This is a genomic window from Stenotrophomonas genospecies 3, assembly GCF_054473855.1.
Genome location: NZ_JBTMUR010000018.1, coordinates 1 through 25,200 on the forward strand (window position 1 = coordinate 1; position 25,200 = coordinate 25,200).

A 25,200-nucleotide genomic window follows, 5' to 3' on the forward strand; every position below is an offset into this window, starting at 1 on the left:
GCTATCGGTGTGCCGAGCAACGCTCGGCACCTACAGAAAATGCCGCCTGCAAGGGCGGCATTTTCGTTCCGGCTGCGCCGGAACCGTAACGCTACGCGTTACTGCTTCAGGGGAATCACGCGGATTTCGACGCGGCGGTTCTTGGCGCGGCCGGCATCGGTGCTGTTGTCGGCAATCGGGTACGACTTGCCGGCGCCCAGGGTTTCGATGCGCACGCTCTGCACGCCCTGCCCGATCAGGTACTGCGCGACCGAGTCGGCACGTTCCTTCGACAGGCGGTTGTTGACCGCGTCACTGCCGATGCTGTCGGTGTGGCCGACCACTTCGATCATGGTCTGGTTGTAGTCACGCAGGGTGCCTGCCACGCCATTGAGCGAGCCGTAGAACTGCGGCTTCAGGGTCGACTTGCCGAAGTCGAAGGTGATGCCGTCCGGCAGGTTCAGCATGATGTTGTCGCCCTGGCGCTGCACATCAATGCCGGTGTTGGCAGTGCGCTCGCGCAGTGCGCGTTCCTGGCGATCCTGGTACTGGCCTACCGCGGCGCCGCTGAGCGCGCCGATACCGGCGCCGATCAGCGCATGCTGGCGGCGCTCCGTGGCGCTGTCACCGGTCAGCAGGCCGGCGGCTACGCCGATGGCGGTGCCGATCAGCGCGTTGCGGCCGGTGCGGTTCTGCTGCTCGGTCGGGTTGCCGTACTGGTCACTCTGTACGTAGGAGCCGCCGGTGGCGCAGGCCGACAGGACGGCCGCACTCATCAGGGCCAGTGCGACGTTGCGGGTGGTGTTGCGGATCATGAGGTTCTCCTTGGTTTCCGGTCGGCCGGCGGCCTGCGGGCGCAAAGAGAATAAACAGCCCGATGCGATGCCGGAATGATGATCGGGCACACCGACAGGGCCGCGTTCAGCTAACTGACCAGATCGCTCAGGTCGCCCTTTACCCCGCCCCCGACTGGCGGTAAGCCGCCAATGCGGCGTCGCGGCCCGCGGCCAGGTCCACCAGCGGCGTACGCGGATAGCCCGGGGCATGCGCGGCCAGCAGCAGCGGATGCTGCCACGGCGCGAAGCGCGCCTTCACCGGCAGCGCGGCCAGTTCGGGCACCCAGCGGCTGATGTAGCGGGCCTGGGGGTCGAACTTCTCGGCCTGGGTGACCGGGTTGAACACGCGGAAGTAAGGCGCGGCATCGGCACCGGTCCCGGCCACCCACTGCCAGCCCATCGTGTTGTTGGCCAGGTCGGCATCGACCAGGGTGTCCCAGAACCAGCGCGCGCCATGCAGCCAGTGCGCGCGCAGGTGCTTGCACAGATAGCTGGCCACGATCATCCGCACCCGGTTGTGCATGTAACCGGTGTGCCACAGCTCGCGCAGGCCTGCATCGACGATCGGCACGCCGGTGTTGCCTCGCTGCCAGTCGTGCAGCTGCGCGGCACTCGGTGTGGCCCACGGGAAACGGTCAAAGCGCGGGTTGAGGTTGTCGGTCGGCGTCTTCGGGAAGTGATGCAACAGGTGGTAGGCGAAGTCACGCCAGCCGAGCTGGCGCAGATAGCCGTCGATGTCGGCGTCGGTACCGGCACTGCGCAGGCCTTCCAGCGCATGGGCAATCCGCCAGGGTGCGATTTCGCCGAAATGCAGGTGCGGCGACAGCCGCGAGGTGCCCACGCGATCTGGCAGGTCACGCTGCTCGCGGTAGCCGCGCAGCGCACCGTCCTCGAACACGGACAGCGCTTCCAGCGCACCGGCTTCACCCGGCTGCCAGTGCTCCCAGAAGCCGGTATCCCAGTCCAGCGTCGGTGCCAGCTGGAGATCATCCAATGCCAGGCTGTCGACTGCGTGCGTAGCCAATGCTTCCGGTGCGGCCTGCAGCGCGGGCAGGCGCCAGCGGCTGAGTACATTGCGCCAGTATGGCGTGAATACCTTGTAGGGCTGGCCCTGCTGGGTGGCGATGTCCCACGGCTCGAACAGCAGGCTGCCATTGCAGCTCTGTGCGTCGATGCCCTGCTCGCGCAGCGTGCGCTTGATGGTGGCGTCGCGTGGCTGGGTGGCCGGTTCGTATTTGCGGTTCCAGTACACCGCCCCGGCGCCGGCCTGCTCGATCAGCAACTGCAGGGCCGGCAGGCTGTCACCGCTGCGCAGCACCAGCGACGAACCGCGCACGCGCAGGTCGGCGTCCAACGCGGCCAGTGAACGGTGGCGCCACGCATCGGAGGCGGCACCCGGCACCCACTCACCCTCTTCGTGGGGCGCATGGATGTAGACCGGCACCACTTCGTGACCGGCATCCAGCGCGGCCTGCAGGGCCGGATTGTCCTGCAGCCGCAGATCACGGCGGAACCATACCAACGCTACCGACACAGACACCGCCTTCGTTGTTGAAGGCGGACATGATAGCCAGCGGCGGTGAAGGCGCTGCACGTAGACGCCGTCTGCTAGGCTGCTGGGCCGCTCCTCGTTGGACCCCGCCATGGATGATCTGTACGCCTCATTCGCCCGCTTCGGGCTGCTGCGGGCCCAGCACGAAGGTGACTGGCAGGGACCGTTCCCGTTACCGCCGGTGCTGGCGTGCTTCTACGCGCAGGTGGGACCGCTGGGTCATGAGATCAATGCGAAGGTGGGCAACTCCGGCATCACCATTCCGGGCCTCGATGTCTGGATACCGCCGCTGCGGCGTGTGTGGAGTCACCAGGCCGGTTATCGCTGGCATGGCATCAGCGGCGAGCCGATCGACAACTGGCCATCGAACTGGCTGGTGATCGCCGATCGCGGCGCCGATCCGTTCATCCTCGACCTGGATGACGGCCGTGTGCTGTTCAGTCACCACGGTGCGGGCCTGCTGGATGCCGGCGAGATCACTACCGATGTGCCGACCTTGATGGCGGCTCTGGCTGCTGCAGGCACGGTGTACCTCGATGCAGGCGACGACCTCTACAACGATGATGACGATGGCGGTATCCGTCCTGAACACCAGGAGGCAGCCGTACAGGCGGTGGCCCGGGTACTGGGCGACCGCCTGCAGGCCGAGTCGTTCATCGAGACGTTGCTGGACTGAATCCACGCATGGCGTGGATCTACTTTTCGAAGCGCTTCATCGCTTCGCTGATCAGTACCCGCGCCTCGGCGGCGTTACCCCAACCGTTGAGCTGCACCGGGTTGCGTCCCGCCGGCAGGTCCTTGTAGACCCGGAAGAACGCCTCGATGCGCTGACGCTCGACCTCCGGCAGATCCTTCAGGTCGCGGATGCTGGCGTAGGTCGGGTCGACCTTGTCGGTGGGCACGCCGATGATCTTCTCGTCGTGCTCGCCGCCATCGATCATCTTCAGGTAACCGATCGGCCGGAAGCGCACGATCACGCCCGGATGCAGCGGTTCACGGGTCAGCACCAGCGCGTCCAGCGGATCGTTGTCGCCGGCCAGAGTGCGCGGCATCGAGCCGTAGTTGGCCGGATAGGCGACCGGCATCGACTGGAAGCGGTCCACATGGACCAGGCCGTCTTCCTTGATCTCGTACTTGGTGAAGCTGCCGGCCGGAATCTCCACCGCCAGATTCACCTCCTGTGGGGCCTGCTTCGGCTGGGCGACCAGGAACGGATGCAGCACGGTATCGGCGGCCGTCACCGCACTGGCCAGCAACAGCAGGGCGGCGCCGATGGCAGCGAGAGGAAGGATGCGTCGGAGCGTGGTCATTGGCATCTCGTCATTCCCAGCAGCGGTCGGCGCGACCCTTGGCGGTCTGCGCACGCGGGCAGTCGCGCGGTGCGATGCGGCCTTCGGTCAACTCCGTGCGTTGCTTTGCGCCCTTGGCATCGCGGCGTAGTTCGAAGGCGTCGTAGAGGCGCCCGGTCACGGTGCGCGCTTCGTAGCGCAGGTGCTGCGGATCGATGTTCAGCACCTGGAACAGCTGGGTGTCCTCGGCTACCGGATCCATCGTCTTCCGTGCCTCGTCGGAAAGGCGGTACTGCTTCGGCCCGGCCACGGTCACCACGTACTGCGGCGTGGCGGCCTGCCCTTCACCGCGACGGCCATAGGTGTGATCGTGGCCCTGCAGCACCAGGTCGACGTTGTGGCGGCGTACCACCGGCAGCAGCACGTCACGCAGCGCAGCGTTCTCGCGGCCTTCGCGGGGTGAGTAGAACGGCTGGTGCAGCAGCACAATGGTCCACGGCTGCCGGTTGCCGGCCAGCACCTTGTCCAGCCATTGCGCCTGTGCCTTGGCGGTGCCGAGGTCGAGTGCCGAGGTGCCATCGACCACCGCCACGCGTACACCCTGCGCATCGAACCAGTAGCTGGTCTGCTGCGCGGCGGTGGCGCCGTTGCCCGGCAGCGCGAAGGTGACTGGCCAATGCTTGCCCAGCACGCGCCGCTCCTGCGGGGTGTCCTCGAATTCCTCGAAATACTCGTGGTTGCCGATCGCCGGCGCCACCAGCGTTTCCTGCGCCAGCCAGCCGGTGGCAGCAAACCACTCGCCCCATTCGCTGTCATCCATGTTGTCGCCGCCGCTGACCAGGTCACCGGCGAACAGGCTCATGCGTGCCTGCGGCGCGGCCTTCTGCGCGGCGCGCACTACACGGCTGACATGGCTGACGTTCTTGTTCTGGGTATCACCGAAGTACAGCAGGGTCAGCGGCTGATCGGCCGCGGCCAGCGTGCGCAACTGGTTCCAGGCGCTCCAACTGCCGTTGCCCTGCACGCGGTAGACGTACTGGGTATCCGGCTGCAGGCCGCTGATGTCCGCGCGATGATGATGCGACAGCCCGTTCTCGGTCTGCAGCGCGCGGGTCGTTGCGCGCACCTGGCGGATGCCCTCGATCGCCGGCGAATCCCCGGCGAGGGCAATCTCGAGCAGCGGTGCTTGCACGCTGCCGTCAGTACGCCAGGCCACGGCGAAACCGTGGCTGGGATCCACCGCCGGCGAGGCGACGATGCGATCCGGCACCGGCGTCGCTGCGTAGTGGCGGCTGCCCGCTGGCACCTGGGTGTTGGGTTCGGCCGCTGCGAACGACAGCGACGGCAGTGCCAGCAGCAGGCCCAACGCCAGCGTGCGCATCACGCACTGCCGGCTCATGCGCCACACTCCAGCGGCAATGCCAACTGCTTGGCGATGCTCTCCCAGTCGAACGCCACCACGCCCTGGTCGTCATGCACTGCATACAGTGCGCCGTGCGGGAAGCGCGCACTGGGTTGCTGCATCATCCAGATGCCGTCGGTGTTGGCCACGGTATTCCCCTGGAACGCGCCCACCGGCTTCAGCGTGTGCCGGTCGAACAGATGGAACACGCTGCGCTGCTTGCCCTGTTCCGTGGTGATCCACCAGCCGTCCTTGCCGCAGGTACGCAGGGTCACACCTTCGGCCTGCGCCTTGAACACGTCGCGACCGAACGTGGTGCCGGTGAAGCGTCCGGCAAGGGTGTAGACCTTGAACTCGCTGGCGTAGCTTTCATCCTCTTCGGCGATCAGCAGGCGATCATTCTCCGGGTCGCCCCAGATCGACTCGACCACGCGCAGCGCACCGGCTTCGCTGGTGTCACCGATGCTGGCCATCAGCTTCGCCTCGACCTTCGCACCGTCGCGGGTCACGTGGTACTGGCGCACGCGCTTGTCCAGCTCGGCCAGCGGCGGCAGGATGTCACGCCCCTGCGCATCCTCGCCGTTGTCCCAAGAGTCGGTGACGTAGACGCTGTAGCCATCGGCACGGCGGTCGACCCACAGCCCATACGGCTTGCGCAGGTCGTCCGCAGCGAACGTCGCCAGCGGCGCGAAGTCCGGCAGGCTCAGCACCTGCACGCGGTGATTGTCGCGCTCCACGATCCACAGCAGGTCGTCGATTACCGCGATGCCGTTTGGGCGGTCGAACTGCCCCGGTGCGGAGCCGCTGCTGCCGACGTCACGCAGGTGCTGGCCGGTGCTGCCGTCGTAGACCACCAGCTTGTCGGTGGCCTTGGCGGTGGCGATCAGCCACAGCGCGCCGTCCGGCGCGCGCCAGGCCGCTGGCGAGTCGATGTTGTCGGCCGGGGTCATCGGTGACAGAAAGGCTTCGGCGATGGTGGTCACCGTGCGCGCGCCCCCGGCTTTCGCTGCCGTAGGGGCCGCAGCCGGATCGTTGCCGGTCGCCGGCGTGCAGCCGGCGGCCAGGGTCGCCGCGAGCGCGACCGCCAGGACGGTGATGCCACGCCCCATCACAGTGCCACCTTCAGGCCGAGCGCGTAGGTGCGACCGTATTCTTCCATCTGCAGGGTGCGCGAGCGCGTGCCCTGGTACAGCTCAAGCGGCTTGTCCAGCAGGTTCTGTGCTTCGAAATACATGCTCACCCGCGGGGTGAACTTGTAGTCCAGCGAGAAATCGAGCTGGGTGTTCGGTGCAACGTAGATGTCGAACGCCCGGCCCTTGCCGATGCTGTCCAGGTACTCGCTGCGGTATACCGCCGCCAGGCGTGTACTCACACCGTACTTTTCATAGCCGATGTGTGCGCTGTAGACATGCTTGGAGGCGCGCGGCAGTGTGAAGTCCTCGCCTGCACGGTCCTTGATGCCGGCATCGAACTTGGTATCCAGCCAGGTGCCACTGGCACCGACCAGCAGGCCATCCAGGCCGTCCGGCAGGAAGGCCAGCTGCTGCTGCCAGTTGAATTCCGCGCCACGCACGGTGGCCTTGCGGCCATTGATCGGCTGGGTCACGTCAAAGCCGCCATAAGCGGGATCATTGGTCCGCACCGTTTGCACGATGTAGCCATCGATCGACTTGTGGAACAGGCCAAGTGAAACGATACCGGTGCTGCCGATGTACTTCTCCACCGACAGGTCGATGTTCTTCGACTCGTACGGATCCAGTTCCGGATTACCCAGGCGCACTTCCTCGTCGCCGCGGCTGTAGCCCACGCGCGGCGAGATGTCACCGAAGGACGGGCGCGATACGGTCTTGTTGGCCGAGGCGCGCAGCACCCAGTCATCGGCCGCGTCGTAGCGCAGGTGCAGGCCCGGCAGCACGTTCGTGTAGCTGCTGTTGGCCACCCTCGGGGTGACGGTGAAGCTGCGCCCGTTGGAGGCCACGTCCACCTGATTGCCGACCGCCTTGAACTGGGTGTTTTCCACGCGCACACCGCCGATGATGCGCAGCGCGCCCACGTCCCAGGTGCCCATCGCATAGCTGGCGAAGATGTCTTCGCTGGCCACGTAGTCCTCTTCCAGCGATGTCATCGCGTTGCCACCGGCATCCTGGGGACGGGCGCTGTACTGGCCGCCATTGGCCGCCCAGAAGGCACGCATCGCGGCCGAATCCATGCCGTCACCCAGGTTGCCGTGGCGGTGTTCCGGCGAGGAGGTTGTCCAGCTCGACAGCGCCACCTTCGGGCCGACACGCAGTTCGCGTTCGTCGACGTTCACGTCGCGGTCGCGCCAGCGGCCCAGCAGGCCGAATTTGATGCTGCTGCTGTCGCCGTCGAAGCGTACGTTGACCTGCGCGCTGTGTTCCTTGTCGTTGACCTGCTTGGGCGAGAGCACGAAGCGGTCGAACGCGTAGTTGCCGTTGTCCAGCCACTGCGGGTTGTCGAAGCTGTAGCTGGGCAGGCGGCTGCGCTGGTCGAGGGTGCCATTGAAGGCCTTGCCATCAAGCTTGAAACGAGCCTCCATCTCGTCGTTCACCCGCTCTTCGGTGCGGGTGTAGCCGATCCGGTAATCGACCACGGCGTTGGTCAGCTTGTTCTCGCCACCGAGACTTGCCGCGAAGGTGTTTTCCTTCTTGGTGCGGTAGCGCATGCGCTTGTCGATGGAATCCTTCGGCATGCCATCCAGCCGATACTGGTCGGTGCCGGTCTTGACCATCTTCGCGTCGTCGAAGTTGAAGATCACGCGCTGGCGGGTCTCCGCATCGTCGAACTGGCTGTACAGCGTGCGCAGGTAGTATTTGCTGTCTTCATTCGGGCGCCAGTCAAGGTTGAGGTTGGCACCGATGCGCTTGCGCTCGATCTCGTACTTGCGGTGCTGCAGGTTGATCGCGGTGACATCGCCGGGGACGGCATCGTCCTCGCCGTCATACTCCACTTCGGTGTTGTCCGACTCGAACTTGCGCTTCTGGTAGTTCACGCCCAGCGCCACACCGAAGGTGTCGTTGAACACTTCGCTGTAGTTGAAGGCAGCCTTGGGGCTGGTCTCACCGGACAACTGCTGGTGGCTGCCTTCGATCTTGCCACGCAGGCTGCGACCGTCGCGGTCGAAGGCCGAGGCCGATTCCACCAACACGGCGCCGCCGATGGCATCACCGGGCATGTCCGGGGTCGGCGACTTGACCACGCGCAGGCGCTCGGTGGAGTCGGACGGGATCACGTCCAGCGGTGCGGCGCGGCTGGAATCCTCCGGCGTACCGATGGCGATGCCATCCACGCTGACGCTGTTGAGGTTGGCGTCCAGACCGCGGATGACCACGAAGCGCCCCTCGCCCTGGTCGCGGGTCACGCTGATGCCCGGCAGGCGCTGCAGCGACTCGGCCACGTTCTTGTCCGGGTACTGGCCCAGTGCATCGGAGGACACGGCGTCTTCGATCGCATCACTGCTGCGCTTGAGGTCAACCGCGCGGATCTGTGATTCGAGCTGGGCGCGCACTTCGATGCGGTCCAGGTCGACCGCGTCGGACGCCACGGCGCCGGTGGCGGCTACCGCCTGCTGCCCGGCGGCCTGCAGCGGGGCTGCGGCCCCCATCGCCAGGGTCAGGGTGATGGCAACGGCCAACGGAGTCTTGATATGCACTGGGAATCCCCATTCCTGTTAAGAATGGGTCTGCACGGTATGTCCGCAAGGTTGCATGGCAATGACATGCATCTGCACATTTCGCGTACCAGGGCCACGGCCCGGTTTGGGTTCGGCCCGCCGATCCGGCAAAATGGCGCCCTCTCTCCTTTTCCCCTTCCCGACCATGAAGATCGTCGAAGTGCGCCACCCGCTGGTGCAGCACAAGATCGGCCTGATGCGCAACGCTGCGCTCAGCACCAAGGATTTCCGCGAACTGGCCAACGAGCTGGGTACGCTGCTGGCCTACGAGGCCACCGCCGACCTGGACACCGAGCCGCACACCCTGCCCGGCTGGGCCGGCCCGGTCACCGTGCAGCGCATTGCGGGCGCCAAGATCACCGTGGTGCCGATCCTGCGCGCCGGCCTGGGCATGCTCAGCGGCGTGCTGTCGCTGATCCCGGCGGCCCGTGTCAGCGTGGTCGGGCTGCAGCGCGATGAGGAAACCCTGCAGCCGGTGCCCTACTTCGAGCGCCTGACCGGGCGCCTGGAAGAGCGCGACGCGCTGATCCTGGACCCGATGCTGGCCACCGGCGGCACCCTGATCGCCACCATCGACATGCTCAAGCGGGCCGGTGCCCGCCGCATCAAGGGCATCTTCCTGGTGGCCGCGCCGGAAGGCATCGAGGCGGTCAAGGCCGTGCACCCGGACGTGGAGATCTACACCGCGGCCATTGATGCCCAGCTCAACGACAAGGGCTACATCCTGCCGGGCCTGGGCGATGCCGGTGACCGCATCTTCGGTACCCGCGTCGGCTGATCCGACGAACCGGGGTCAGAGTCCTTTCGCCGCGAAAGGGGGCTGACCCCAACAGCGCAGGCCATCGCGGCCGCGTTGCGATTCTTCACGTGCTCTTGGCGCCGGGAAGCGAATGCTCCGCGCACCCGCCACCCTTGGAGCTCCCGATGAAAGCCTCTTTCCTGCTGGCCGCCGTCCTGCTGGTCGGCCTGCCCCTGGCTGCCAATGCCACCACTCCGCAGCAGCAGCGCATGGCCGAATGTTCGGCCAAGAACAAGGGGCTGAAGGGCGATGCCTACAAGACTGCACAGAGCTCCTGCCTCAGCGGCCACGCCGCCGACGCCAAGCCGGTCAATACGCAGCAGGAACGCATGCGCAAGTGCAACGCTGACGCGGGCGCCAAAAAGCTGGCCGGTGATGCGCGCAAGACCTTCATGAGCAGCTGCCTGAAGGCGTCGTAATGGTCGCATCCGGATAAAACGCCATCCACGCATGGCGTGGATCCACGGACATCAGTAAAAGGCCGGGCATTGCCCGGCCATGTCATTACCCCAGGGCGCGTGCCTTCAGCTCACCCTGCTCGTGCAGGGTCACGAAACGCCCCTTGTCATCCCTGCCAAGCTGCGCCAATGCCACCTGCGGATCGTGGGTGAAGAACAGCCGCACGTTGCGCGCCAGCTTGTCTTCCAGGAACTGCCGCTTCTCGTCGATCAGCAGCTCGGCATTGCGGTCGTAGCCCATGGTGATCGGCACGTGTACCCATGAGCGGCCCGGGATCAGGTCGGCACAGAACACCACGCCACCATGCGCACTTTCGCCTGGATGCGCGTGACCGACGATCTCGGCCAGCATCAGCCCCGGTGTATGCCCGTCGCTGTAACTGAAGCGCACGCTGCGGCCGAGCGCCTTCGAGTACTCCCCGTCCACCACTTCCAGCCGGCCACTGGCCTGCAGCAGGCCCGGCAGTTCCGGAATGAAGCTGGCGCGATCGCGCGGGTGTGGCTGCACGGCGCGCTGCCAATGCTGCGCACCGACCACATAGGTTGCGTTGGGGAACAGCAGCTCGGGCTCGCGTCCTTCGCTCCATGCCGCCAGCAGGCCACCGGCATGATCGAAATGCAGGTGGCTGAGCACCACCACGTCGATATCCTCGTGCTCGAAGCCGGCTTCGCGCAGCGAATCGATCAGCACGTGCTGGCTTTCCTGCACACCGTAGCGTTCGCGCATGCGCGGATCGAAGAACGCCCCGATACCGGTTTCAAACAGCACCGTCTTACCTTCCAGCGGGCTGGCAAGCAGCGCACGGCAGGCCAGCTCGATGCGATTGAGCTCGTCCGGTGCCGCCCATTTTTCCCACAACGCGCGCGGCGCGTTGCCGAACATCGCGCCGCCATCAAGGCGCTGCGAGTTTCCACGAATAGACCAGAGTTTCATGTGTCGATTATCGGCGCCGGCTCGTTAAATAATCGCTAGAAGGGAAACAGAAAACCCCGCCGGCAAAGGCGGGGTTTCGATAATCAGCCGGATTGCCGGCCAGCAGCCGGCACCACCGGATCAGCGTGCCGGCACCACCTGGGCACTGCCCACCGGGTTGCGCGGGTCGCTGCCGCCGAACAGCTTGTTGGCCCTGCGGTCCCATTCCACGGTCTGCAGGTTGCCCCACACGTGGCTGGACCCGCGGCCCCCGGCGGCCACATTGCCCGGCAGGTCGATCTTGTGACCCATCGCCTGCAGCTGCTTCACCGTGGCCGCGTCGAATGCATCGTCCTCTGCTTCGATCAGGTCCGGCAGCCACTGGTGGTGGTAGCGCGGCAGCGCGGCAACCTGCTGCGCGTCCAGGCCGGCGTCGTAGCCGAGGATGCCCAGCAGCACCATGGTGATGATGCGGCTGCCACCCGGGGTGCCCAGCACCACCACCTTGTCGGCGTTCTCCATGAAGGTCGGGGTCATCGAGCTGAGCATGCGCTTGCCCGCCTTCGGCGCATTGGCCTCGTAGCCCATCACGCCGAACGCATTGGGCGTGCCCGGCTTCAGCGCGAAGTCGTCCATCTCGTTGTTCAGCAGCACGCCGGTGCCCTTGGGAATCAACCCCGAGCCGTACAGCAGGTTGACGGTCTGGGTGGCGCCGACGCGATTGCCGTCGCGGTCGATGATCGAGAAGTGCGTGGTCTCGTCGTCTTCCAGCGGCGTCGGGTTGCCCGACAGCAGGTCACTGGGCGTGGCCTTCTCCGGATGGATGGTCGCCCGCAGGCCCTGTGCGTAGTCCTTGCTGGTCAGCACCTTCTGCGGGATCTGCACGAAGTCCGGATCGCCGAGGAAGAAGGTGCGGTCGCGGTAGGCGCGACGCATCGACTCCACCACCAGGTGGGTGCGGTGCGCCGGGTCCATCTTCTTGATATCCCAGCCTTCCAGGATCTGCAGCATGCTGGCCAGCGCGATGCCACCGGACGACGGCGGCGGCGCGGTGGTGATCTTCCAGCCGTTGTAGTTGAACACGATCGGCTCGCGCTGCTTCACGCGGTAACCGGCCAGCTCTTCAGCGGTCCACTTGCCGCCGGCCTGCTTCACGCCGGCCAGCAACTGCGTTCCGGTCTGGCCCTTGTAGAAGCCATCGAAGCCACCTGCGGCCAGGCGCTCCAGCGTCTGTGCCAGCTCCGGCTGCTTGAACAGGTCACCGCTGGCGATCGGCTTGCCGTTGCGCAGGTAGACCTCGCGCGTTCCGGGATAGCGCTCCATCACTTCACGGCGCGAGGCATAGCCCTTGGCCATGCGGTCGTACACCGGGAAGCCTTCGCGCGCGATGCGAATGGCCGGCTGCAGCGAGGTCGCCAATGGCAGCTTGCCGTGCTTGGCCGACAGCTCGACCAGCGCTGCGGGCAGACCAGGAATACCGGCCGACCAGGCACCGTTGACCGAACGATCACGGTCGAGGTTGCCCTGCTTGTCGAGGAAGGCCTGCGGCGTTGCCGCGGCCGGCGCGGTCTCGCGCGCATCCAGCATCACATCCTTGCCGGTGGCCGCATCGTGCAGCAGGAAGAAGCCACCACCGCCCAGGCCGGAACTGATCGGCTCGACCACCGCCAGCGTGGACGATACCGCCACCGCGGCATCGAAGGCGTTGCCGCCCTGCGCCAGGATGTCGATGCCCGCCTGGGTGGCCAGCGCATGGCCGCTGGCAATGGCCGCGCCATCGGGGCGCTCGGCACGGGCCGGGCTGTCGGCCCAGGCAATCGGGCTCAGCAGCAGGCCGAGCAGCAACAGGGGGCGGACGATCAGCGTCTTCATTCGGATGGGGGCTCCGCGTAGAGTTCGGGGTGATCGTGCTGCAGCTGGCGCAGCTTGGCCAGCAGCTGGTCTTCCGTTTCCACGATCTCCGGGTCCGGGTCTATGCACTCGACCGGGCAGACGACCACGCACTGTGGCTCGTCGAAATGACCCACGCATTCGGTGCAGCGCGCAGGGTCGATCACGTAGATGGTTTCACCCATCGCAATGGCCTGGTTCGGGCAGGCCGGCTCGCATACGTCGCAGTTGACGCAGAGCTCGTTGATTTTCAGCGACACGGCGATACTCCTCGCCCGCGCCCTGGGACAAAGGACCGGCCAGCGCGGGCGCGCGGGCCGGTCAGGTCATCAGCGGCGCCCTTGCAGGACGCCGCCCGGGCCATGCCGGAGCATGGCCGCCATGGCTCGGTCTTACTTGGCTTCGACGAAAATGTACTCGGCACCGGTCGGCTGGATCGCAGCCTGTACGCGGGCGTTGTCGGCCGACTGGCCGATGAAGACGACGCGCACGCCCTTCATCGAATCCGGCGACACGTCCTTGAACACGGCCTGGATCATGTCAGCCATCTTGCCCGAGGCCGACGAACCGAAGGCCAGCATGTTGCCCGGCTGCACGCCACGGGCCACGGCCTGGGTCGCGCTCTCGGTCTGGCGCTCGTACTTGGCCTGGAAGTCCGGGTCCGATTCCGGCGAGAGGTAGTACAGGAACGGGCTGTTGGTGATGTTGCCCATGTTCTGGATCGCCACTTCCTGCAGGTACTTCTTCCAGCCTGCATCGTCGTCCTTGGACGGAGCGACCAGGGCCTGCTTGGCCTCGTCGACCGGAGCGGCCTCTTCCTTCTTGCAGGCGGTGAAGGCCAGGGCCAACGAAGCGATCAGCATCGCGCGCATGGTGGTGTTCATGGGTTTCCTCCCGGAATGGTGCGTGGTGTTGTACGTAATGGGGTGCGGGTACAGCGGGGCTTACGACTGTGCCGACTTCGCTTCGCGGACCTTGCGCAGGGCTTCGAGCACCGCGGCCGGCACGAAGCCGGACACGTCGCCACCCAGGCGCGCGATCTCGCGGACCAGCGAGGACGAAATGAAGCTGTGCTGCTCGGCCGGGGTCAGGAACAGGGTCTCGACCTCGGGGATCAGGTGCCGGTTCATGCTGGCCATCTGGAACTCGTACTCGAAGTCGGACACCGCGCGCAGGCCGCGCAGCAGCACCCCGCCCTGGACCGAACGTACGAAATGCGCCAGCAGGGTATCGAAGCCGATGACCTCGACGTTGCTGTGGTGGGCCAGCGCGCCACGCGCCAGCTGCACGCGCTGCTCCAGCGGCAGCGCCGGGCCCTTGGACGGGCTCTGCGCCACGCCGACCACGACCTTTTCGAACAGCGGCGCGGCCCGGCTCACCAGGTCGATATGACCGTTGGTGATGGGGTCGAACGTGCCGGGGTAAACGGCGATGCGGCGATTGGCCACGGTCATGGGCGGTTGCAGATGTTCAGATGAGGTCAAAGTGTAGCAGTGGCGCGGCGGTACAGGGCAAAGCGCACCTCGCGGGTGCCACCCTCGCGGTGCAGCAGCCAGTCCGGTGGCAGCACCGGCACGTGGCCGGCCGGCGATTCCAGGTACAGCCAGGCATCGGCGGCCAAGTGCCGCGGCAGCTGGGCCAGCACGTCCTGCCACAGGCCGTCGGCGAACGGCGGGTCGATGAAGACCAGATCGGCCTGCTGCGCCGGCGCGCCCTGCAGCCAGCGCAGGGCATCGGCCTGCACGACGCTGATCTGGTCGCTGGCCTGCAGCTTGGTCACGGCAGCGGTCAGATTGCGTCCCAGCTGCGCGTCGCGTTCGACCAGGGTGGCGTGGGCGGCACCGCGCGAGACCGCCTCCAGGCCCAGTGCGCCACTGCCGGCGAACAGGTCCAGCACGCGGGCCCCACCGAGCCTGGGCATCAGCCAGTTGAACAGGGTTTCGCGCACGCGGTCGCTGCTGGGCCGCAGCCCCGGCAGGGTCGGCACCGGCAGGCGGGTATTGCGCCAGCGCCCGCCGATGATGCGGACCTGGCCTTCATTGCCGCCACGGCCGCTCATCGGCGCCCCCGGCGGGAGGTATTCGAGAATTTCAGCATGAGCGGGATTGTAGTTCGGCCGGGCTTTGCCCGGCACCCGTCGAAGCCACGGCAACGGCCGGAGCAACGGCAAAAGCCGGCTATCCGTGGGCCGGCGGGGTGGGTCCGGTCGAGGGGGACGCTGCAAGTACGTCCATGTAAGCTCGGTCGCCGCATCCATGCGGCTCACGCCCCCTCAACCGGACCCACCCCGCCTTCGACAGTCTCCTGCGATCTGTCGGAACGTCTCTTGGGGTCAGATCCGTTTTCCTGCGGAAAACGGATCTGACCCCATTTGATGTATCGATATCTGACAGATGTGTCGACCAAGGTCGACACCTACCAACAGCCGAGTGAACCTGTCAGAGGTGGGGCGGTGTGGGTCGGCAGGACCGTTGGCGCCATGGATGGCGCCATCGAGCCCCCAGGGACGGGTTTACGGCGTGTCCTGCCCACCCACACCGCCCCGCCATCCCACGGAATGCCCGCTGTTGCTGTTGCTGTTGCTGTTGCTGTTGCTGTTGCTGTTGCTTCGGCCTCGGCGGGTGCAGGGTGCAACCCTGCCCGACCAACCCCTTGATTTCGGGACAATCAGCCATACCCCTTGGCGAGGCCGCACGCGCTGGCGCGGCATTGCACACGGAGCCTTATCGATGACCGAGACCACCCAGACCGAAACCCTTGGCTTCCAGACCGAAGTCAAGCAGCTGCTGCAACTGATGATCCACTCGCTGTACTCCAACAAGGAGATCTTCCTCCGCGAGCTGGTCTCCAACGCCGCCGACGCCGCCGACAAGCTGCGGTTCGAGGCCCTGACCCAGCCGGCCCTGCTGGAAGGCGACAGCGAACTGCGCGTGCGCGTCAGCTTCGACCCCACCGCCCACACCATCACCATCGAAGACAACGGTATCGGCATGAGCCGCGCCGAAGCCATCGCCCACCTCGGCACGATCGCAAAGTCCGGCACCGGCGATTTCCTGCGCCAACTGTCCGGCGACCAGAAGAAGGATTCGCAGCTGATCGGCCAGTTCGGCGTCGGCTTCTACAGCGCCTTCATCGTCGCCGACGAAGTGGAAGTGACCTCGCGCCGCGCCGGCCTGGCTGCAGGCGAAGGCGTGCGCTGGACCTCGCGCGGCGAAGGCGATTTCGACGTCGCCACCATCGACAAGGCCGAGCGCGGCACCCGCATCGTGCTGCACCTGAAGGATGGCGAACACGATTTCGCCGATGGCTGGCGCCTGCGCAGCATCCTCAAGAAGTACTCGGACCACATCGGCCTGCCGATCCAGATGCCCAAGGAGGGCGGTGAAGAAGGCGCAGCGGTCGAGTGGGAAACCGTCAACCGCGCCAGCGCACTGTGGACCCGTACGCGCACCGAAATCAGCGATGCCGAGTACACCGAGTTCTACAAGCACGTCGCGCACGATCACAGCGACCCGCTGGCGTGGAGCCACAACAAGGTCGAAGGCAAGCTGGAGTACACCTCGCTGCTGTACGTGCCGGGCCGCGCGCCGTTCGACCTGTACCACCGCGATGCGCCCAAGGGCCTGAAGCTGTACGTGCAGCGCGTGTTCGTGATGGACCAGGCCGAGCAGTTCCTGCCGCTGTACCTGCGCTTCATCAAGGGCGTGGTCGATTCCAACGACCTGTCGCTGAACGTCTCGCGCGAGATCCTGCAGTCCGGTCCGGTCATCGATTCGATGAAGGCGGCGCTGACCAAGCGCTCGCTGGACATGCTGGAAAAGCTGGCCGCCGACAAGCCGGAGCAGTACGCCACGTTCTGGAAGGAATTCGGCCAGGTGCTGAAGGAAGGCCCGGCCGAGGACTACAACAACCGCGAGAAGGTGGCCGGCCTGCTACGCTTCGCTTCCACCCGTGGCGACGGCGATGCGCAGAGCGTCTCGCTGGCCGACTACCTCGGCCGCATGACCGAAGGCCAGGACAAGATCTATTACCTGACCGGCGAGAGCTACAGCCAGGTGCGCAACAGCCCGCACCTGGAAGTGTTCCGCAAGAAGGGCGTGGAAGTGCTGCTGCTGACCGACCGCATCGACGAGTGGCTGATGGGCTACCTGACCGATTTCGACGGCAAGGGCTTCGTCGACATCGCCCGTGGTGACCTCGACCTGGGCGCGCTGGAAACCGAAGCGGACAAGCAGGAACAGGAAGCAGCAGCGAAGGACAAGCAGGGCCTGGTCGAGCGCCTGAAGACAGTGCTGGGCGATGACGTGGCCGAAGTGCGCGTCTCGCACCGCCTGACCGATTCGCCGGCGGTGCTGGCCATCGGCGAACAGGACCTGGGTCTGCAGATGCGCCAGATCCTGGAAGCCAGCGGGCAGAAGGTGCCGGAGAGCAAGCCGGTCCTGGAGATCAACCCGGGCCACCCGCTGATCGCCAAGCTGGATGCCGAAGCCGATGGCGCGCGCTTCGACGACCTCGGCCGGGTGCTGTTCGACCAGGCCGCACTGGCCGCAGGTGACAGCCTGAAGGATCCGGGTGCCTACGTGGCGCGCCTGAACAAGCTGCTGCTGGAACTGTCGGTCTGATCGAGGCGGTGGTCGCCGGGCATGGCCCGGCGCTACCGGGTGCTGGTGGATGCCAACCTTGGTTGGCATTCCTGCTTTGGTAGGTGCCAACCTTGGTTGGCACTGCTGCCCTGGTAGAGGCCAACCTTGGTTGGCGCCCCAAAAGCGTGCCAACCAAGGTTGGCACCTACCAGGGCGGGTCGAGCGTGCCGACCAAGGTTGGCACCTACCAGGCTGGGTCGAAGCGTGCCGACCAAGGTTGGCACCCACCAGGGGCGGCGGTTGGCACCTGCCAAAACGGTGTTGCTCAGGCGTCCCGATCCAGCAGTGAGCCCAGCATCTGGTCCTGGCGACGGATCACCGTGGCATTGGCGGCAAAGGCCACGACCTCGGCTTTCGCGGCCAGCAGATCACCCAGCGGCGCGCCGGCATCGGCGCCGATGGACGCCACCGAAGCCTGCACCCCACCCTGCTCGGTGGTAATGCGCTGCAACTGCAGGTGCTGGGCATCCGGGGTCGCCAGGTTGACCACGTTGTGCGCGGCCACCTGGACGCCCTGCTGGGCCGCCTGCATCCCACTGAGAGCAATTCCCATCACGTTGTTCATGGCGGTCTCCGGGCCGCCGTGCGCAGCCCTCCGGACCGGTTAACGGCCGGCAGGCCGCGATGTTGAGTCCACATCGGCCCGACAGGCCCGAGTGGTAGCATATCCCCCTGATTTCAGCGCCTTTTGCCAATGCTCAGTTTTTTCCGCCGCAAGAAGCCCCAGGATGCCCCCGCAGCGGAGGCACCCAAGACCCAGCACTACTCGGCTGAAGAGCTGGCGGCGGCATTCCCGTCGGCCGCGCCGGTCGAGGACAAGGAGCCGGCGCCGGTAGCAGTACCGGCCGAGCCTGTACCGGTCGAGCCGCCCCCAGCAACCGCCGTTCCGGTCGCTGTCGAGCCCACCCCGGTTATTCCGGCCCCAGCCGCACCGGTTCCGGCAGCTCCTGCGCCGACGGCTCAGATCGACGTCGCCCCTATCGCGACCCCGGCCATCGAACCGGCCCCCGCACCGCTGCCTGAGCCCACCCCGGCACCGGCACCGGCACCGGTCACCGACGACCTGCCTGCGGCCGCCTCGATCGACGCCGTTCCGGCGCCGGCTGGCAAGCCCGGCTGGCGCGAGCGCCTGCGCAACAGCGTCATCGCGCGCAGCTTTGGTGGCCTGTTCTCGCGCAACCCCAAGCTTGACGACGACCTGCTGGACGAGCTGGAAACCGCACTGATCACCGCCGACGTCGGTGTCGGTGCCACCACCGACCTGGTCGAGGGCCTGCGCAAGCGCATGAAGTCGCGCGAGTTCGCCGACGCCAATGCGCTGCTGGCCGCGCTGCGCGCGGAGCTGATCGCGATCCTGCAGCCGGTGGCCAAGCCGCTGGTGATCGACCGCAACGCCAAGCCCTTCGTGGTGCTCACCGTCGGCGTCAACGGCGTTGGCAAGACCACCACCATCGGCAAGCTGGCCAAGCGCTTCAAGGACGATGGCCACAGCCTGATGCTGGCCGCCGGTGACACCTTCCGCGCCGCCGCCGTGGCACAGCTGCAGGCCTGGGGCGAGCGCAACGGCGTGGCCGTGGTCGCGCAGGGGCAGAACGCCGATGCCGCTTCGGTGGCATTCGACGCGCTCCAGGCCGGCAAGGCCCGTGGCACCTCGGTGCTGATCGCCGACACCGCCGGCCGCCTGCATACCCAGTCCGGCCTGATGAACGAACTGGGCAAGATCCGCCGCGTGCTCGGCAAGATCGACCCCACCGCCCCGCACGAAGTGCTGATGGTGATCGACGGCACCACTGGCCAGAACGCGCTGTCGCAGCTGCGCCAGTTCAATGCCGCAGTGAACGTGACCGGCCTGGTGGTGACCAAGCTGGACGGCACCGCCAAGGGCGGCGTGGTGTTCGCGCTGGCCCGCGAGTTCGGCATTCCGATCCGTTTCGCTGGCATCGGCGAGCGCCCGGAAGACCTGCGCGTGTTCGACCCGGAAGCCTTCGTCGACGCCCTGCTGCCCGAAGCGCTGGGCGTCTGATACACCGTGCAGCCACGCATGGCGTGGCTCTACTGCAATCCAGTAGAGCCACCCCACGGGCGGCTCCTCTCTGGAACACCGATGCCCCGCCAGCCGCACGCCAGCGCCGGAACCACGCAGACTGACGACTTCGTCGCCCACCTGCTGCATTGGTTCGACGACCACGGCCGCCACGACCTGCCCTGGCAGCACCCACGCAGTCCCTACCGGGTCTGGCTGTCGGAAATCATGCTGCAGCAGACCCAGGTGAGTACGGTCATCCCGTATTTCCAGCGGTTCCTGCAGCACTTCCCGACCCTGCCCGACCTTGCCGCCGCCAGCAACGACGCGGTGATGGCGCAGTGGGCCGGGCTCGGCTACTACGCCCGCGCACGCAACCTGCATGCCGCTGCGAAGCGCTGCGTGGAACTGCACGACGGCGACCTGCCGCGTGATTTCGATGCATTGCATGCCCTGCCCGGCATCGGCCGCAGCACCGCCGGTGCGATCCTCAGCCAGGCTTGGAACGACCCGTTCGCGATCCTCGATGGCAACGTCAAGCGCGTGCTCAGCCGTTACCACGGCATCGATGGTTTCCCCGGGCTGCCGGCCATCGAGAAGCAGCTGTGGGCGATCGCCGAGGCGCACGTGGCGCAGGTGCCGGCCGGGCGCATGGCCGACTACACGCAGGCGCAGATGGATCTGGGCGCGACGGTGTGCAGCCGCGCCAAACCGGCCTGCGTGATCTGCCCGTTGCAGGATGACTGCGTGGCACGGCGCGAAGGCCGCACCGCTGAACTACCCACGCCCAAGCCCAGCAAGACCCTGCCCGAGCGCGAGGCCGTTGCGCTGCTGCTGCGCGACGCCCAGCAGCGTGTGCTGCTGCAGAAGCGGCCGGACACCGGCATCTGGGCGCAGCTGTGGACGCTGCCGCAGGCCGATGCCGGCAGCGTGCTGCAGGACTGGTTCGACGTGCACGTCGACGGCTCGCTGGAAGAGGCCGAAGAGCTGCCAGTGCTGCAGCACACCTTCAGCCACTACAAGCTGCATCTGCAGGTATTGTCGCGGCAGGTACACGGCCTGCGCGTGGAAGAACCCACGCTGCGCTGGGTCGCCAGCGACGAACTGCACGCGCTGGGCCTGCCGGCACCGATCCGCAAACTGCTCGACGGCGCAACAATCAGGACGCCGAAACGAAATTCCAAGAAACCCCGCAACCACGAGTGAATGCCATGTCCCGAACCGTCTTCTGCCAGTACGAACAACGCGATGCCGAGGGCCTGGACTTCGTGCCCTACCCCGGCGAACTGGGTCAGCGCATCTTCAACAGCATCGGCAAGCAGGCCTGGGCTGCGTGGCTGGCGCACCAGACCATGCTGATCAACGAGAACCGCCTGTCGCCGCGCACGCCGGAGCATCGCGCGTTCCTTGAAGGCGAACTGGTCAAGTTCCTGTTCGAGAAGGACGCGGAAAAGCCGGCCGGCTTCACCCCGGAAGCCTGACACACAGGTAGTGCCGGCCGCTGGCCGGCAACCTGGCATCTGCGCGATGCCGGCCAGCGGCCGGCACTACCACGCTATTTCGTGCTTTCCTCGCGCTCCTGCACCTGCGCCTGGCGCAGCTCCTGTTCGGAGGCACGCAGCGCCTTCACGTCCAGTTTGCGGATGCTGTCGATGAAGCACGGCATGCGCGGCCCGCCGGTCGGGTCGCGCACCAGCACTTTGTCGAAACGCGCCGAAACACGGTTCATCTGGCTGGTCAGGCCGATGGCGGTGGCATACGGCAGGTCCTGGCAGGGACCTCTCAATTCCAGCAGGTAGGCTTCGCTGGGACGGGTCCACACCGCCAGCGCGCTGTCGCCCAGCTCGGTCCAGCCATTGAGGCTGCCGAAGAACTGCATGTCGTTCTGCGGCGCGCCGGCATGGGCACGGTACAGGTCAAGTTTCTCGGCAGAGCTGAGCCGGCCGGTGGTCGCGCAGGCGGCCAGCGCCAGGCAGAGTCCGGCCATCAGGATCGGGGTCTTCATGGCGATCTCCTCGGGGAACTGTCGCCATCATGCGCCTGCGCAGACAACGCCGGCGCGAAAGCCAGTACCCCATTCAGCAGCCGGTCGGCGGTCGCCCCAAGCAGGCCCAAGGCTCCGGATTCCGGTAGTCGCCAACCTTGGTTGGCGCTTGCCCTGCAAGAGCAGCCGACCAAGGTCGGCTTCCACCAAAGCGGGCCCGGCGCCTCAGACGTCGGCGTGGGCCAGCGCGTGCAGGCGCCCCTCGCGCAGCTCCAGCACCCGGTCCAGGCGCCGTGCCAGGCTGCGGTCGTGGGTCACCAGCACCAGGCTGGTATGCCGCGCACGATTCAGTTCCAGCATCAGCTCGAACACCGTCGCCGCGGTGCGGTCATCGAGGTTGCCGGTCGGCTCGTCCCCGAGCACGCAGGCCGGATGATTGACCAGCGCACGCGCCACTGCGGCACGCTGGCGTTCGCCACCGGACAGTTCGCCGGGCTTGTGGTCCAGGCGATGGCCAAGGCCGACCGCTTCCAGCAGCGTGGTGGCCCGGCTGCTCGCCTCGGCCACTGCAGTACCGGCCAGCAGCACCGGCATCATCACGTTTTCCAGCGCGGTGAACTCAGGCAGCAGGTGGTGGAACTGATAGACGAAGCCCAGCGCCTGGTTGCGCAGCAGGCCGCGCGCGGTATCGGACAGCGCTGACATGCGCTGGCCGGTCACATAGACCTCGCCGGCGGTCGGAATGTCCAGGCCACCCAGCAGGTGCAGCAGCGTACTCTTGCCGGCACCGGAAGCACCGATGATCGCCACCGTTTCGCCGGCGGTCACGGTCAGGTCCAGGCCATCGAACACCGGGGTCTGCATGCGTCCTTCGGCGTAGGTCTTGCCCAGTGCTTCGGCGCGGATCACTTCATCGCCGCGGTTGAAGACCTTATTCATAACGCAGGGCCTCCGCCGGCTGGGTGCGTGCTGCCCGCCAGGCGGGATACAGGGTGGCCAGGAAGCTCATCAGCAGCGCGACCACGGTGATCGCCACCACGTCGCCGGTCTGCATGTCGGTCGGCAGGCCGGTGATGTAGTACACATCCTCCGGCATCAGCTTGACGTTGAACACGCTCTCGATGGCACCGAGGATGCGCTCCAGGTTGAGTGTGAGGGTGATGCCACCGATCAGGCCGGCCAGCGTGCCGAAGATGCCGATCAGCGAACCCTGCACCATGAACACCTGCATCACCCCGCCCGGCGTCAGGCCGAGCGTGCGCAGGATGGCGATGTCGGCCTGCTTGTCAGTGACCAGCATCACCTGCGAGGACACCAGGTTGAAGGCGCCCATGGCGATGATCAGCGACAGCAGGATGCCCATCACCACCTTCTCCATGCGCAGCGAGTGGTAGAGGTTGGCGTTCTGCTGGGTCCAGTCACTCACCCGGTACGCACCACCGAGGTTCTGCGCGAGGTCCACGCCCACTTCCAGCGAGCGGTCCATGTCGTGCAGCTTCAGCCGCACGCCGGTGGCGCCATCGGAACGCAGCACGCGCTCCAGGTCCTTCATGTTGGCGAAGCCGACGCCGCGGTCGACCTCGTTGTAGCCGGCCTCGAAGATGCCGCTCACGGTAAAGCGTTTCATCCGTGGCACCGCACCGGCAGGCGTGCCCTGCACTTCGGCGAACGTCACCAGCACCTGATCGCCAACGTCCACGCCCAGCCAGATCGCCAGCTCCTTGCCCAGCAGCAGGTTGAAGCTGCCCGGCGTGAGGCTGTCATAGCTGCCCTTGGTGACCTTCTTGTCGATCACCGATACCTTCGGCTCCAGCGCCGGATCGATGCCCTGGATGATCGCGCCCTGCACGCGCGGGCCGCTGATCATCGACTGGATCTCGATGTACGGCGCAGCACCGGCCACGCGCGGGTCCTTGCGGGCCACGTCGACTACGCGCATCCAGTCCGGCATCGGCTCGCCGTCGCGGCTGATGGTGGTGTGCGCGGTCATCTGCAGCAGGCGGCTGCGGATTTCCTTCTGGAAACCGCTCATCACCGCCAAGGTGGTGATCAGCACCGTGACGCCGAGCGCGATGCCCAGGATCGATGCCATCGAGATGAAGGAGATGAAGCCGTTGCGGCGCTTGGCGCGCAGGTAGCGCAGGCCAATGGCCACGGGAATGGGTTTGAACATGCAGGCACGCCGGTCAATTCAGCTTATGGTGCCATCGACCGGGGCCTACGGGAAACGCCACGTGCGGCCACGGCCAGTCGCAGTTCACGTCGCTGCCCGGAATCGAGCACATCCGGCCAGAACAGCAGGCGCCGGCGGCGCCGATCCTCACGCCAGAGCAACAACAGCCATGGACCACGCACGACCAGCTGGGGTGCATCGGCGTCCTGCCCGGCCACCTGCAGCGGCTCGGGCGGTGCCGGCAGAAGCACCTGCACGCGTGGCCTGCGCTGGCGCCAGGCCAGTTCGGCCAACCCGATGAACCAGGCCAGCACCACCGCGGGCATCAGCAACCGTGAAGGCAGATCCGATGCGCGCAGCAGCCAGGGCGCAGCCAGCAGCACCGCCAACTGGGCGGCGGCCTGCAGCCGTGAGGGGCGCCACTCAAGGCTTGAGGGCGAGGATCTTCTGCATGAAGGGGATCGCGTGCGCATGCGGGCAGGCCTCGTAGCCCATGAACCAGCGCCACAACTTATCGTCCTCGCAGTCGAGCAGGAACAGGAAAACCTCGCGATCTTCGGTCGGCGCAGTGCTCCACTCGTGGTCCAGGTAACGGCCGAACAGCTGGTCCAGCTCACGCATGCCGCGGCGGCAGCGCCAGCGCAGCTTCTTCAGCAGAACATCTTCTTCCATCATGTTTCTCCAGATACAGCAAAGCCACGCATGGCGTGGCTCTACTGGGGTGGCACAGCCACGCGTGGCGTGGCTCTACCGGGTACAGCCAGGCCTGATCAGGCGCGGCGTTCCATCATCAGCTTCTTGATCTCGGCGATCGCCAGCGCCGGGTTCAGGCCCTTCGGGCAGGTCCGGGCGCAGTTCATGATGGTGTGGCAGCGGTACAGCTTGAACGGATCTTCCAGATCGTCCAGGCGCGCACCGGTGTCCTCATCGCGCGAGTCGATGATCCAGCGGTAGGCCTGCAGCAGGATCGCCGGGCCCAGGTAACGCTCGCCGTTCCACCAGTAGCTCGGGCAGCTGGTCGAGCAGCAGGCGCACAGGATGCACTCGTACAGGCCGTCCAGCTTCTTGCGGTCTTCCGGCGACTGCAGGCGCTCACGGTCCGGCGGTGCCGGGGTCTGGGTGCGGATCCACGGCTTGATCGAGGCGTACTGCGCGTAGAAGTGGGTCAGGTCCGGAACCAGATCCTTGACCACGTTCATGTGCGGCAGCGGGTAGATCGGCACTTCCTTCTTGCCGCAGTCCGAGATGGCTCGAGTGCAGGCCAGGGTGTTGGTGCCGTCGATGTTCATCGCGCACGAACCACAGATACCTTCGCGGCAGGAGCGGCGGAAGGTCAGGGTCGGGTCGATCTCGTTCTTGATCTTGATCAGGGCGTCCAGGACCATCGGGCCACAGGCGTCCAGATCGACTTCATAGGTATCGGTGCGCGGGTTGCTGTCGTCGTCCGGACTCCAGCGGTAGATCTTGAAGGTGCGCACGTTCTTGCCGCCGTTCTTGACGGGGAAGTGCTTGCCCTTCGTGATCTTGGAATTCTTGGGGAGTGAAAACTCGGCCATGGCTGCTCTCGT

General features: G+C 66.4%; 26 protein-coding genes. 7 read left to right on the forward strand and 19 right to left on the reverse strand.

The window, feature by feature from the left end:
• Nucleotides 1-98: 98 nt before the first annotated feature.
• Together ACX9OT_RS19585 and ACX9OT_RS19590 are read right to left on the reverse strand one after the other, a co-directional pair.
• Nucleotides 99-794: a YiaD family glycine zipper/OmpA-like lipoprotein gene (locus tag ACX9OT_RS19585; protein WP_010484399.1), complete on the reverse strand. Its 696-nt coding sequence runs from the start codon at nucleotides 792-794 to the stop codon at nucleotides 99-101.
• 139 nt (nucleotides 795-933) lie between these two features.
• On the reverse strand, nucleotides 934-2,349 hold the full coding sequence (locus ACX9OT_RS19590) for a cryptochrome/photolyase family protein (protein ID WP_459003345.1): 1,416 nt from the start codon (nucleotides 2,347-2,349) through the stop codon (nucleotides 934-936).
• Between the two features lie 109 nt (nucleotides 2,350-2,458).
• On the opposite strand from ACX9OT_RS19590, the gene ACX9OT_RS19595 reads away from it, so the two are divergent.
• Nucleotides 2,459-3,043 carry an SMI1/KNR4 family protein gene (locus ACX9OT_RS19595; RefSeq protein ID WP_107432877.1) on the forward strand — a complete coding sequence of 195 codons (585 nt, stop codon included), beginning with the start codon at nucleotides 2,459-2,461 and terminating at the stop codon, nucleotides 3,041-3,043.
• A gap of 19 nt (nucleotides 3,044-3,062) precedes the next feature.
• Here the strand turns inward: ACX9OT_RS19595 and ACX9OT_RS19600 are convergent, their stop codons facing one another.
• From ACX9OT_RS19600 to ACX9OT_RS19615, 4 genes are read right to left on the reverse strand one after another with little or no spacing between them, the layout of a single operon-like run.
• Complete coding sequence (locus tag ACX9OT_RS19600) at nucleotides 3,063-3,677, reverse strand: inorganic diphosphatase (protein ID WP_107432879.1); 615 nt, start codon at nucleotides 3,675-3,677, stop codon at nucleotides 3,063-3,065.
• A 10-nt stretch (nucleotides 3,678-3,687) separates the two neighbouring features.
• Nucleotides 3,688-5,037 carry a purple acid phosphatase family protein gene (locus ACX9OT_RS19605; protein WP_459003347.1) on the reverse strand — a complete coding sequence of 450 codons (1,350 nt, stop codon included), beginning with the start codon at nucleotides 5,035-5,037 and terminating at the stop codon, nucleotides 3,688-3,690.
• Nucleotides 5,038-5,051: 14 nt separating this feature from the next.
• Nucleotides 5,052-6,167 (reverse strand): phytase, encoded by a 1,116-nt coding sequence (locus ACX9OT_RS19610; RefSeq protein WP_459003307.1) that lies wholly within the window; start codon nucleotides 6,165-6,167, stop codon nucleotides 5,052-5,054.
• Nucleotides 6,167-8,680 carry a TonB-dependent receptor gene (locus ACX9OT_RS19615; protein WP_459003349.1) on the reverse strand — a complete coding sequence of 838 codons (2,514 nt, stop codon included), beginning with the start codon at nucleotides 8,678-8,680 and terminating at the stop codon, nucleotides 6,167-6,169. The genes ACX9OT_RS19610 and ACX9OT_RS19615 overlap by 1 nt, the downstream gene beginning before the upstream one ends.
• A gap of 214 nt (nucleotides 8,681-8,894) precedes the next feature.
• Between ACX9OT_RS19615 and upp the strand changes: the two genes are divergently transcribed.
• A complete protein-coding gene (upp, locus tag ACX9OT_RS19620) occupies nucleotides 8,895-9,527 on the forward strand; it encodes a uracil phosphoribosyltransferase (RefSeq protein ID WP_005409099.1) in 633 nt (210 codons plus the stop codon).
• 146 nt (nucleotides 9,528-9,673) lie between these two features.
• Nucleotides 9,674-9,967 (forward strand): PsiF family protein, encoded by a 294-nt coding sequence (locus ACX9OT_RS19625; RefSeq protein ID WP_032130275.1) that lies wholly within the window; start codon nucleotides 9,674-9,676, stop codon nucleotides 9,965-9,967.
• An 85-nt stretch (nucleotides 9,968-10,052) separates the two neighbouring features.
• On the opposite strand, the gene ACX9OT_RS19630 is transcribed toward ACX9OT_RS19625, so the two are convergent.
• The 6 genes from ACX9OT_RS19630 to rsmD all read right to left on the reverse strand — a co-directional run bounded on the left by ACX9OT_RS19630 (nucleotide 10,053) and on the right by rsmD (nucleotide 14,868).
• On the reverse strand, nucleotides 10,053-10,940 hold the full coding sequence (locus tag ACX9OT_RS19630) for an MBL fold metallo-hydrolase (protein ID WP_049400411.1): 888 nt from the start codon (nucleotides 10,938-10,940) through the stop codon (nucleotides 10,053-10,055).
• Nucleotides 10,941-11,060: 120 nt separating this feature from the next.
• Nucleotides 11,061-12,791, reverse strand: a complete 1,731-nt coding sequence (gene ggt, locus ACX9OT_RS19635) for a gamma-glutamyltransferase (RefSeq protein WP_459003310.1) — start codon at nucleotides 12,789-12,791, stop codon at nucleotides 11,061-11,063.
• Complete coding sequence (locus tag ACX9OT_RS19640; RefSeq protein ID WP_004153175.1) at nucleotides 12,788-13,069, reverse strand: YfhL family 4Fe-4S dicluster ferredoxin; 282 nt, start codon at nucleotides 13,067-13,069, stop codon at nucleotides 12,788-12,790. Before ACX9OT_RS19640 ends, ggt begins: the two co-directional genes overlap by 4 nt.
• A 132-nt stretch (nucleotides 13,070-13,201) precedes the next feature.
• Entirely contained in the window at nucleotides 13,202-13,693 is a 492-nt protein-coding gene (locus ACX9OT_RS19645; RefSeq protein ID WP_004153167.1) for a hypothetical protein, read from the reverse strand.
• Nucleotides 13,694-13,753: 60 nt separating this feature from the next.
• Complete coding sequence (gene coaD / locus ACX9OT_RS19650; protein ID WP_032130277.1) at nucleotides 13,754-14,263, reverse strand: pantetheine-phosphate adenylyltransferase; 510 nt, start codon at nucleotides 14,261-14,263, stop codon at nucleotides 13,754-13,756.
• A gap of 26 nt (nucleotides 14,264-14,289) precedes the next feature.
• The gene (gene rsmD, locus ACX9OT_RS19655) at nucleotides 14,290-14,868 is read right to left on the reverse strand and encodes a 16S rRNA (guanine(966)-N(2))-methyltransferase RsmD (protein ID WP_107432891.1); all 579 of its coding nucleotides are present in this window, start codon (nucleotides 14,866-14,868) and stop codon (nucleotides 14,290-14,292) included.
• A 670-nt stretch (nucleotides 14,869-15,538) separates the two neighbouring features.
• On the opposite strand from rsmD, the gene htpG reads away from it, so the two are divergent.
• Complete coding sequence (gene htpG / locus ACX9OT_RS19660) at nucleotides 15,539-17,431, forward strand: molecular chaperone HtpG (RefSeq protein ID WP_459003313.1); 1,893 nt, start codon at nucleotides 15,539-15,541, stop codon at nucleotides 17,429-17,431.
• Nucleotides 17,432-17,717: 286 nt separating this feature from the next.
• Here the strand turns inward: htpG and ACX9OT_RS19665 are convergent, their stop codons facing one another.
• Nucleotides 17,718-18,017, reverse strand: a complete 300-nt coding sequence (locus tag ACX9OT_RS19665) for a hypothetical protein (protein WP_180844912.1) — start codon at nucleotides 18,015-18,017, stop codon at nucleotides 17,718-17,720.
• 129 nt (nucleotides 18,018-18,146) lie between these two features.
• Here ACX9OT_RS19665 and ftsY point away from each other — a divergent pair, with 129 nt between their 5' ends.
• The 3 genes from ftsY (at nucleotide 18,147) to ACX9OT_RS19680 (ending at nucleotide 20,956) form a co-directional block, all read left to right on the forward strand.
• A complete protein-coding gene (ftsY, locus tag ACX9OT_RS19670; RefSeq protein ID WP_459003315.1) occupies nucleotides 18,147-19,475 on the forward strand; it encodes a signal recognition particle-docking protein FtsY in 1,329 nt (442 codons plus the stop codon).
• Between the two features lie 81 nt (nucleotides 19,476-19,556).
• Nucleotides 19,557-20,681, forward strand: coding sequence for an A/G-specific adenine glycosylase (gene mutY, locus ACX9OT_RS19675; protein ID WP_459003317.1), 1,125 nt, complete (start codon nucleotides 19,557-19,559; stop codon nucleotides 20,679-20,681).
• 5 nt (nucleotides 20,682-20,686) lie between these two features.
• Nucleotides 20,687-20,956: an oxidative damage protection protein gene (locus ACX9OT_RS19680; RefSeq protein WP_049400957.1), complete on the forward strand. Its 270-nt coding sequence runs from the start codon at nucleotides 20,687-20,689 to the stop codon at nucleotides 20,954-20,956.
• 74 nt (nucleotides 20,957-21,030) lie between these two features.
• On the opposite strand, the gene ACX9OT_RS19685 is transcribed toward ACX9OT_RS19680, so the two are convergent.
• The 6 genes from ACX9OT_RS19685 to ACX9OT_RS19710 form a co-directional block, all read right to left on the reverse strand.
• The gene (locus tag ACX9OT_RS19685; protein ID WP_032128869.1) at nucleotides 21,031-21,480 is read right to left on the reverse strand and encodes a DUF6491 family protein; all 450 of its coding nucleotides are present in this window, start codon (nucleotides 21,478-21,480) and stop codon (nucleotides 21,031-21,033) included.
• Between the two features lie 204 nt (nucleotides 21,481-21,684).
• Complete coding sequence (gene lolD / locus ACX9OT_RS19690) at nucleotides 21,685-22,398, reverse strand: lipoprotein-releasing ABC transporter ATP-binding protein LolD (RefSeq protein WP_005409083.1); 714 nt, start codon at nucleotides 22,396-22,398, stop codon at nucleotides 21,685-21,687.
• Nucleotides 22,391-23,632 carry a lipoprotein-releasing ABC transporter permease subunit gene (locus ACX9OT_RS19695; RefSeq protein WP_032128868.1) on the reverse strand — a complete coding sequence of 414 codons (1,242 nt, stop codon included), beginning with the start codon at nucleotides 23,630-23,632 and terminating at the stop codon, nucleotides 22,391-22,393. The genes lolD and ACX9OT_RS19695 overlap by 8 nt, the downstream gene beginning before the upstream one ends.
• Before the next feature lie 23 nt (nucleotides 23,633-23,655).
• The gene (locus ACX9OT_RS19700) at nucleotides 23,656-24,105 is read right to left on the reverse strand and encodes a hypothetical protein (RefSeq protein ID WP_107432900.1); all 450 of its coding nucleotides are present in this window, start codon (nucleotides 24,103-24,105) and stop codon (nucleotides 23,656-23,658) included.
• Nucleotides 24,056-24,304, reverse strand: coding sequence for an FAD assembly factor SdhE (locus tag ACX9OT_RS19705; RefSeq protein WP_459003321.1), 249 nt, complete (start codon nucleotides 24,302-24,304; stop codon nucleotides 24,056-24,058). The genes ACX9OT_RS19700 and ACX9OT_RS19705 overlap by 50 nt, the downstream gene beginning before the upstream one ends.
• A gap of 98 nt (nucleotides 24,305-24,402) precedes the next feature.
• The gene (locus tag ACX9OT_RS19710; protein ID WP_005409079.1) at nucleotides 24,403-25,188 is read right to left on the reverse strand and encodes a succinate dehydrogenase iron-sulfur subunit; all 786 of its coding nucleotides are present in this window, start codon (nucleotides 25,186-25,188) and stop codon (nucleotides 24,403-24,405) included.
• Nucleotides 25,189-25,200 lie beyond the last annotated feature (12 nt).

What these genes read in the sequence shown, in the direction of transcription:
- ACX9OT_RS19685 (WP_032128869.1), bottom strand. Translation starts at nt 21,480, where the DNA reads ATGAAGACCCCGATCCTGATGGCCGGACTCTGCCTGGCGCTGGCCGCC.
- ftsY (WP_459003315.1), top strand. Translation starts at nt 18,147, where the DNA reads ATGCTCAGTTTTTTCCGCCGCAAGAAGCCCCAGGATGCCCCCGCAGCG.
- mutY (WP_459003317.1), top strand. Translation starts at nt 19,557, where the DNA reads ATGCCCCGCCAGCCGCACGCCAGCGCCGGAACCACGCAGACTGACGAC.
- ACX9OT_RS19625 (WP_032130275.1), top strand. Translation starts at nt 9,674, where the DNA reads ATGAAAGCCTCTTTCCTGCTGGCCGCCGTCCTGCTGGTCGGCCTGCCC.
- ACX9OT_RS19710 (WP_005409079.1), bottom strand. Translation starts at nt 25,188, where the DNA reads ATGGCCGAGTTTTCACTCCCCAAGAATTCCAAGATCACGAAGGGCAAG.
- ACX9OT_RS19615 (WP_459003349.1), bottom strand. Translation starts at nt 8,680, where the DNA reads ATGGGGGCCGCAGCCCCGCTGCAGGCCGCCGGGCAGCAGGCGGTAGCC.
- ACX9OT_RS19630 (WP_049400411.1), bottom strand. Translation starts at nt 10,940, where the DNA reads ATGAAACTCTGGTCTATTCGTGGAAACTCGCAGCGCCTTGATGGCGGC.
- ACX9OT_RS19605 (WP_459003347.1), bottom strand. Translation starts at nt 5,037, where the DNA reads ATGCGCACGCTGGCGTTGGGCCTGCTGCTGGCACTGCCGTCGCTGTCG.
- ACX9OT_RS19610 (WP_459003307.1), bottom strand. Translation starts at nt 6,167, where the DNA reads ATGGGGCGTGGCATCACCGTCCTGGCGGTCGCGCTCGCGGCGACCCTG.
- ACX9OT_RS19645 (WP_004153167.1), bottom strand. Translation starts at nt 13,693, where the DNA reads ATGAACACCACCATGCGCGCGATGCTGATCGCTTCGTTGGCCCTGGCC.
- ACX9OT_RS19695 (WP_032128868.1), bottom strand. Translation starts at nt 23,632, where the DNA reads ATGTTCAAACCCATTCCCGTGGCCATTGGCCTGCGCTACCTGCGCGCC.
- ACX9OT_RS19665 (WP_180844912.1), bottom strand. Translation starts at nt 18,017, where the DNA reads ATGAACAACGTGATGGGAATTGCTCTCAGTGGGATGCAGGCGGCCCAG.
- ACX9OT_RS19595 (WP_107432877.1), top strand. Translation starts at nt 2,459, where the DNA reads ATGGATGATCTGTACGCCTCATTCGCCCGCTTCGGGCTGCTGCGGGCC.
- upp (WP_005409099.1), top strand. Translation starts at nt 8,895, where the DNA reads ATGAAGATCGTCGAAGTGCGCCACCCGCTGGTGCAGCACAAGATCGGC.
- ggt (WP_459003310.1), bottom strand. Translation starts at nt 12,791, where the DNA reads ATGAAGACGCTGATCGTCCGCCCCCTGTTGCTGCTCGGCCTGCTGCTG.
- rsmD (WP_107432891.1), bottom strand. Translation starts at nt 14,868, where the DNA reads ATGAGCGGCCGTGGCGGCAATGAAGGCCAGGTCCGCATCATCGGCGGG.
- ACX9OT_RS19585 (WP_010484399.1), bottom strand. Translation starts at nt 794, where the DNA reads ATGATCCGCAACACCACCCGCAACGTCGCACTGGCCCTGATGAGTGCG.
- htpG (WP_459003313.1), top strand. Translation starts at nt 15,539, where the DNA reads ATGACCGAGACCACCCAGACCGAAACCCTTGGCTTCCAGACCGAAGTC.
- lolD (WP_005409083.1), bottom strand. Translation starts at nt 22,398, where the DNA reads ATGAATAAGGTCTTCAACCGCGGCGATGAAGTGATCCGCGCCGAAGCA.
- ACX9OT_RS19680 (WP_049400957.1), top strand. Translation starts at nt 20,687, where the DNA reads ATGTCCCGAACCGTCTTCTGCCAGTACGAACAACGCGATGCCGAGGGC.
- ACX9OT_RS19700 (WP_107432900.1), bottom strand. Translation starts at nt 24,105, where the DNA reads ATGCGCACGCGATCCCCTTCATGCAGAAGATCCTCGCCCTCAAGCCTT.
- coaD (WP_032130277.1), bottom strand. Translation starts at nt 14,263, where the DNA reads ATGACCGTGGCCAATCGCCGCATCGCCGTTTACCCCGGCACGTTCGAC.
- ACX9OT_RS19600 (WP_107432879.1), bottom strand. Translation starts at nt 3,677, where the DNA reads ATGACCACGCTCCGACGCATCCTTCCTCTCGCTGCCATCGGCGCCGCC.
- ACX9OT_RS19705 (WP_459003321.1), bottom strand. Translation starts at nt 24,304, where the DNA reads ATGGAAGAAGATGTTCTGCTGAAGAAGCTGCGCTGGCGCTGCCGCCGC.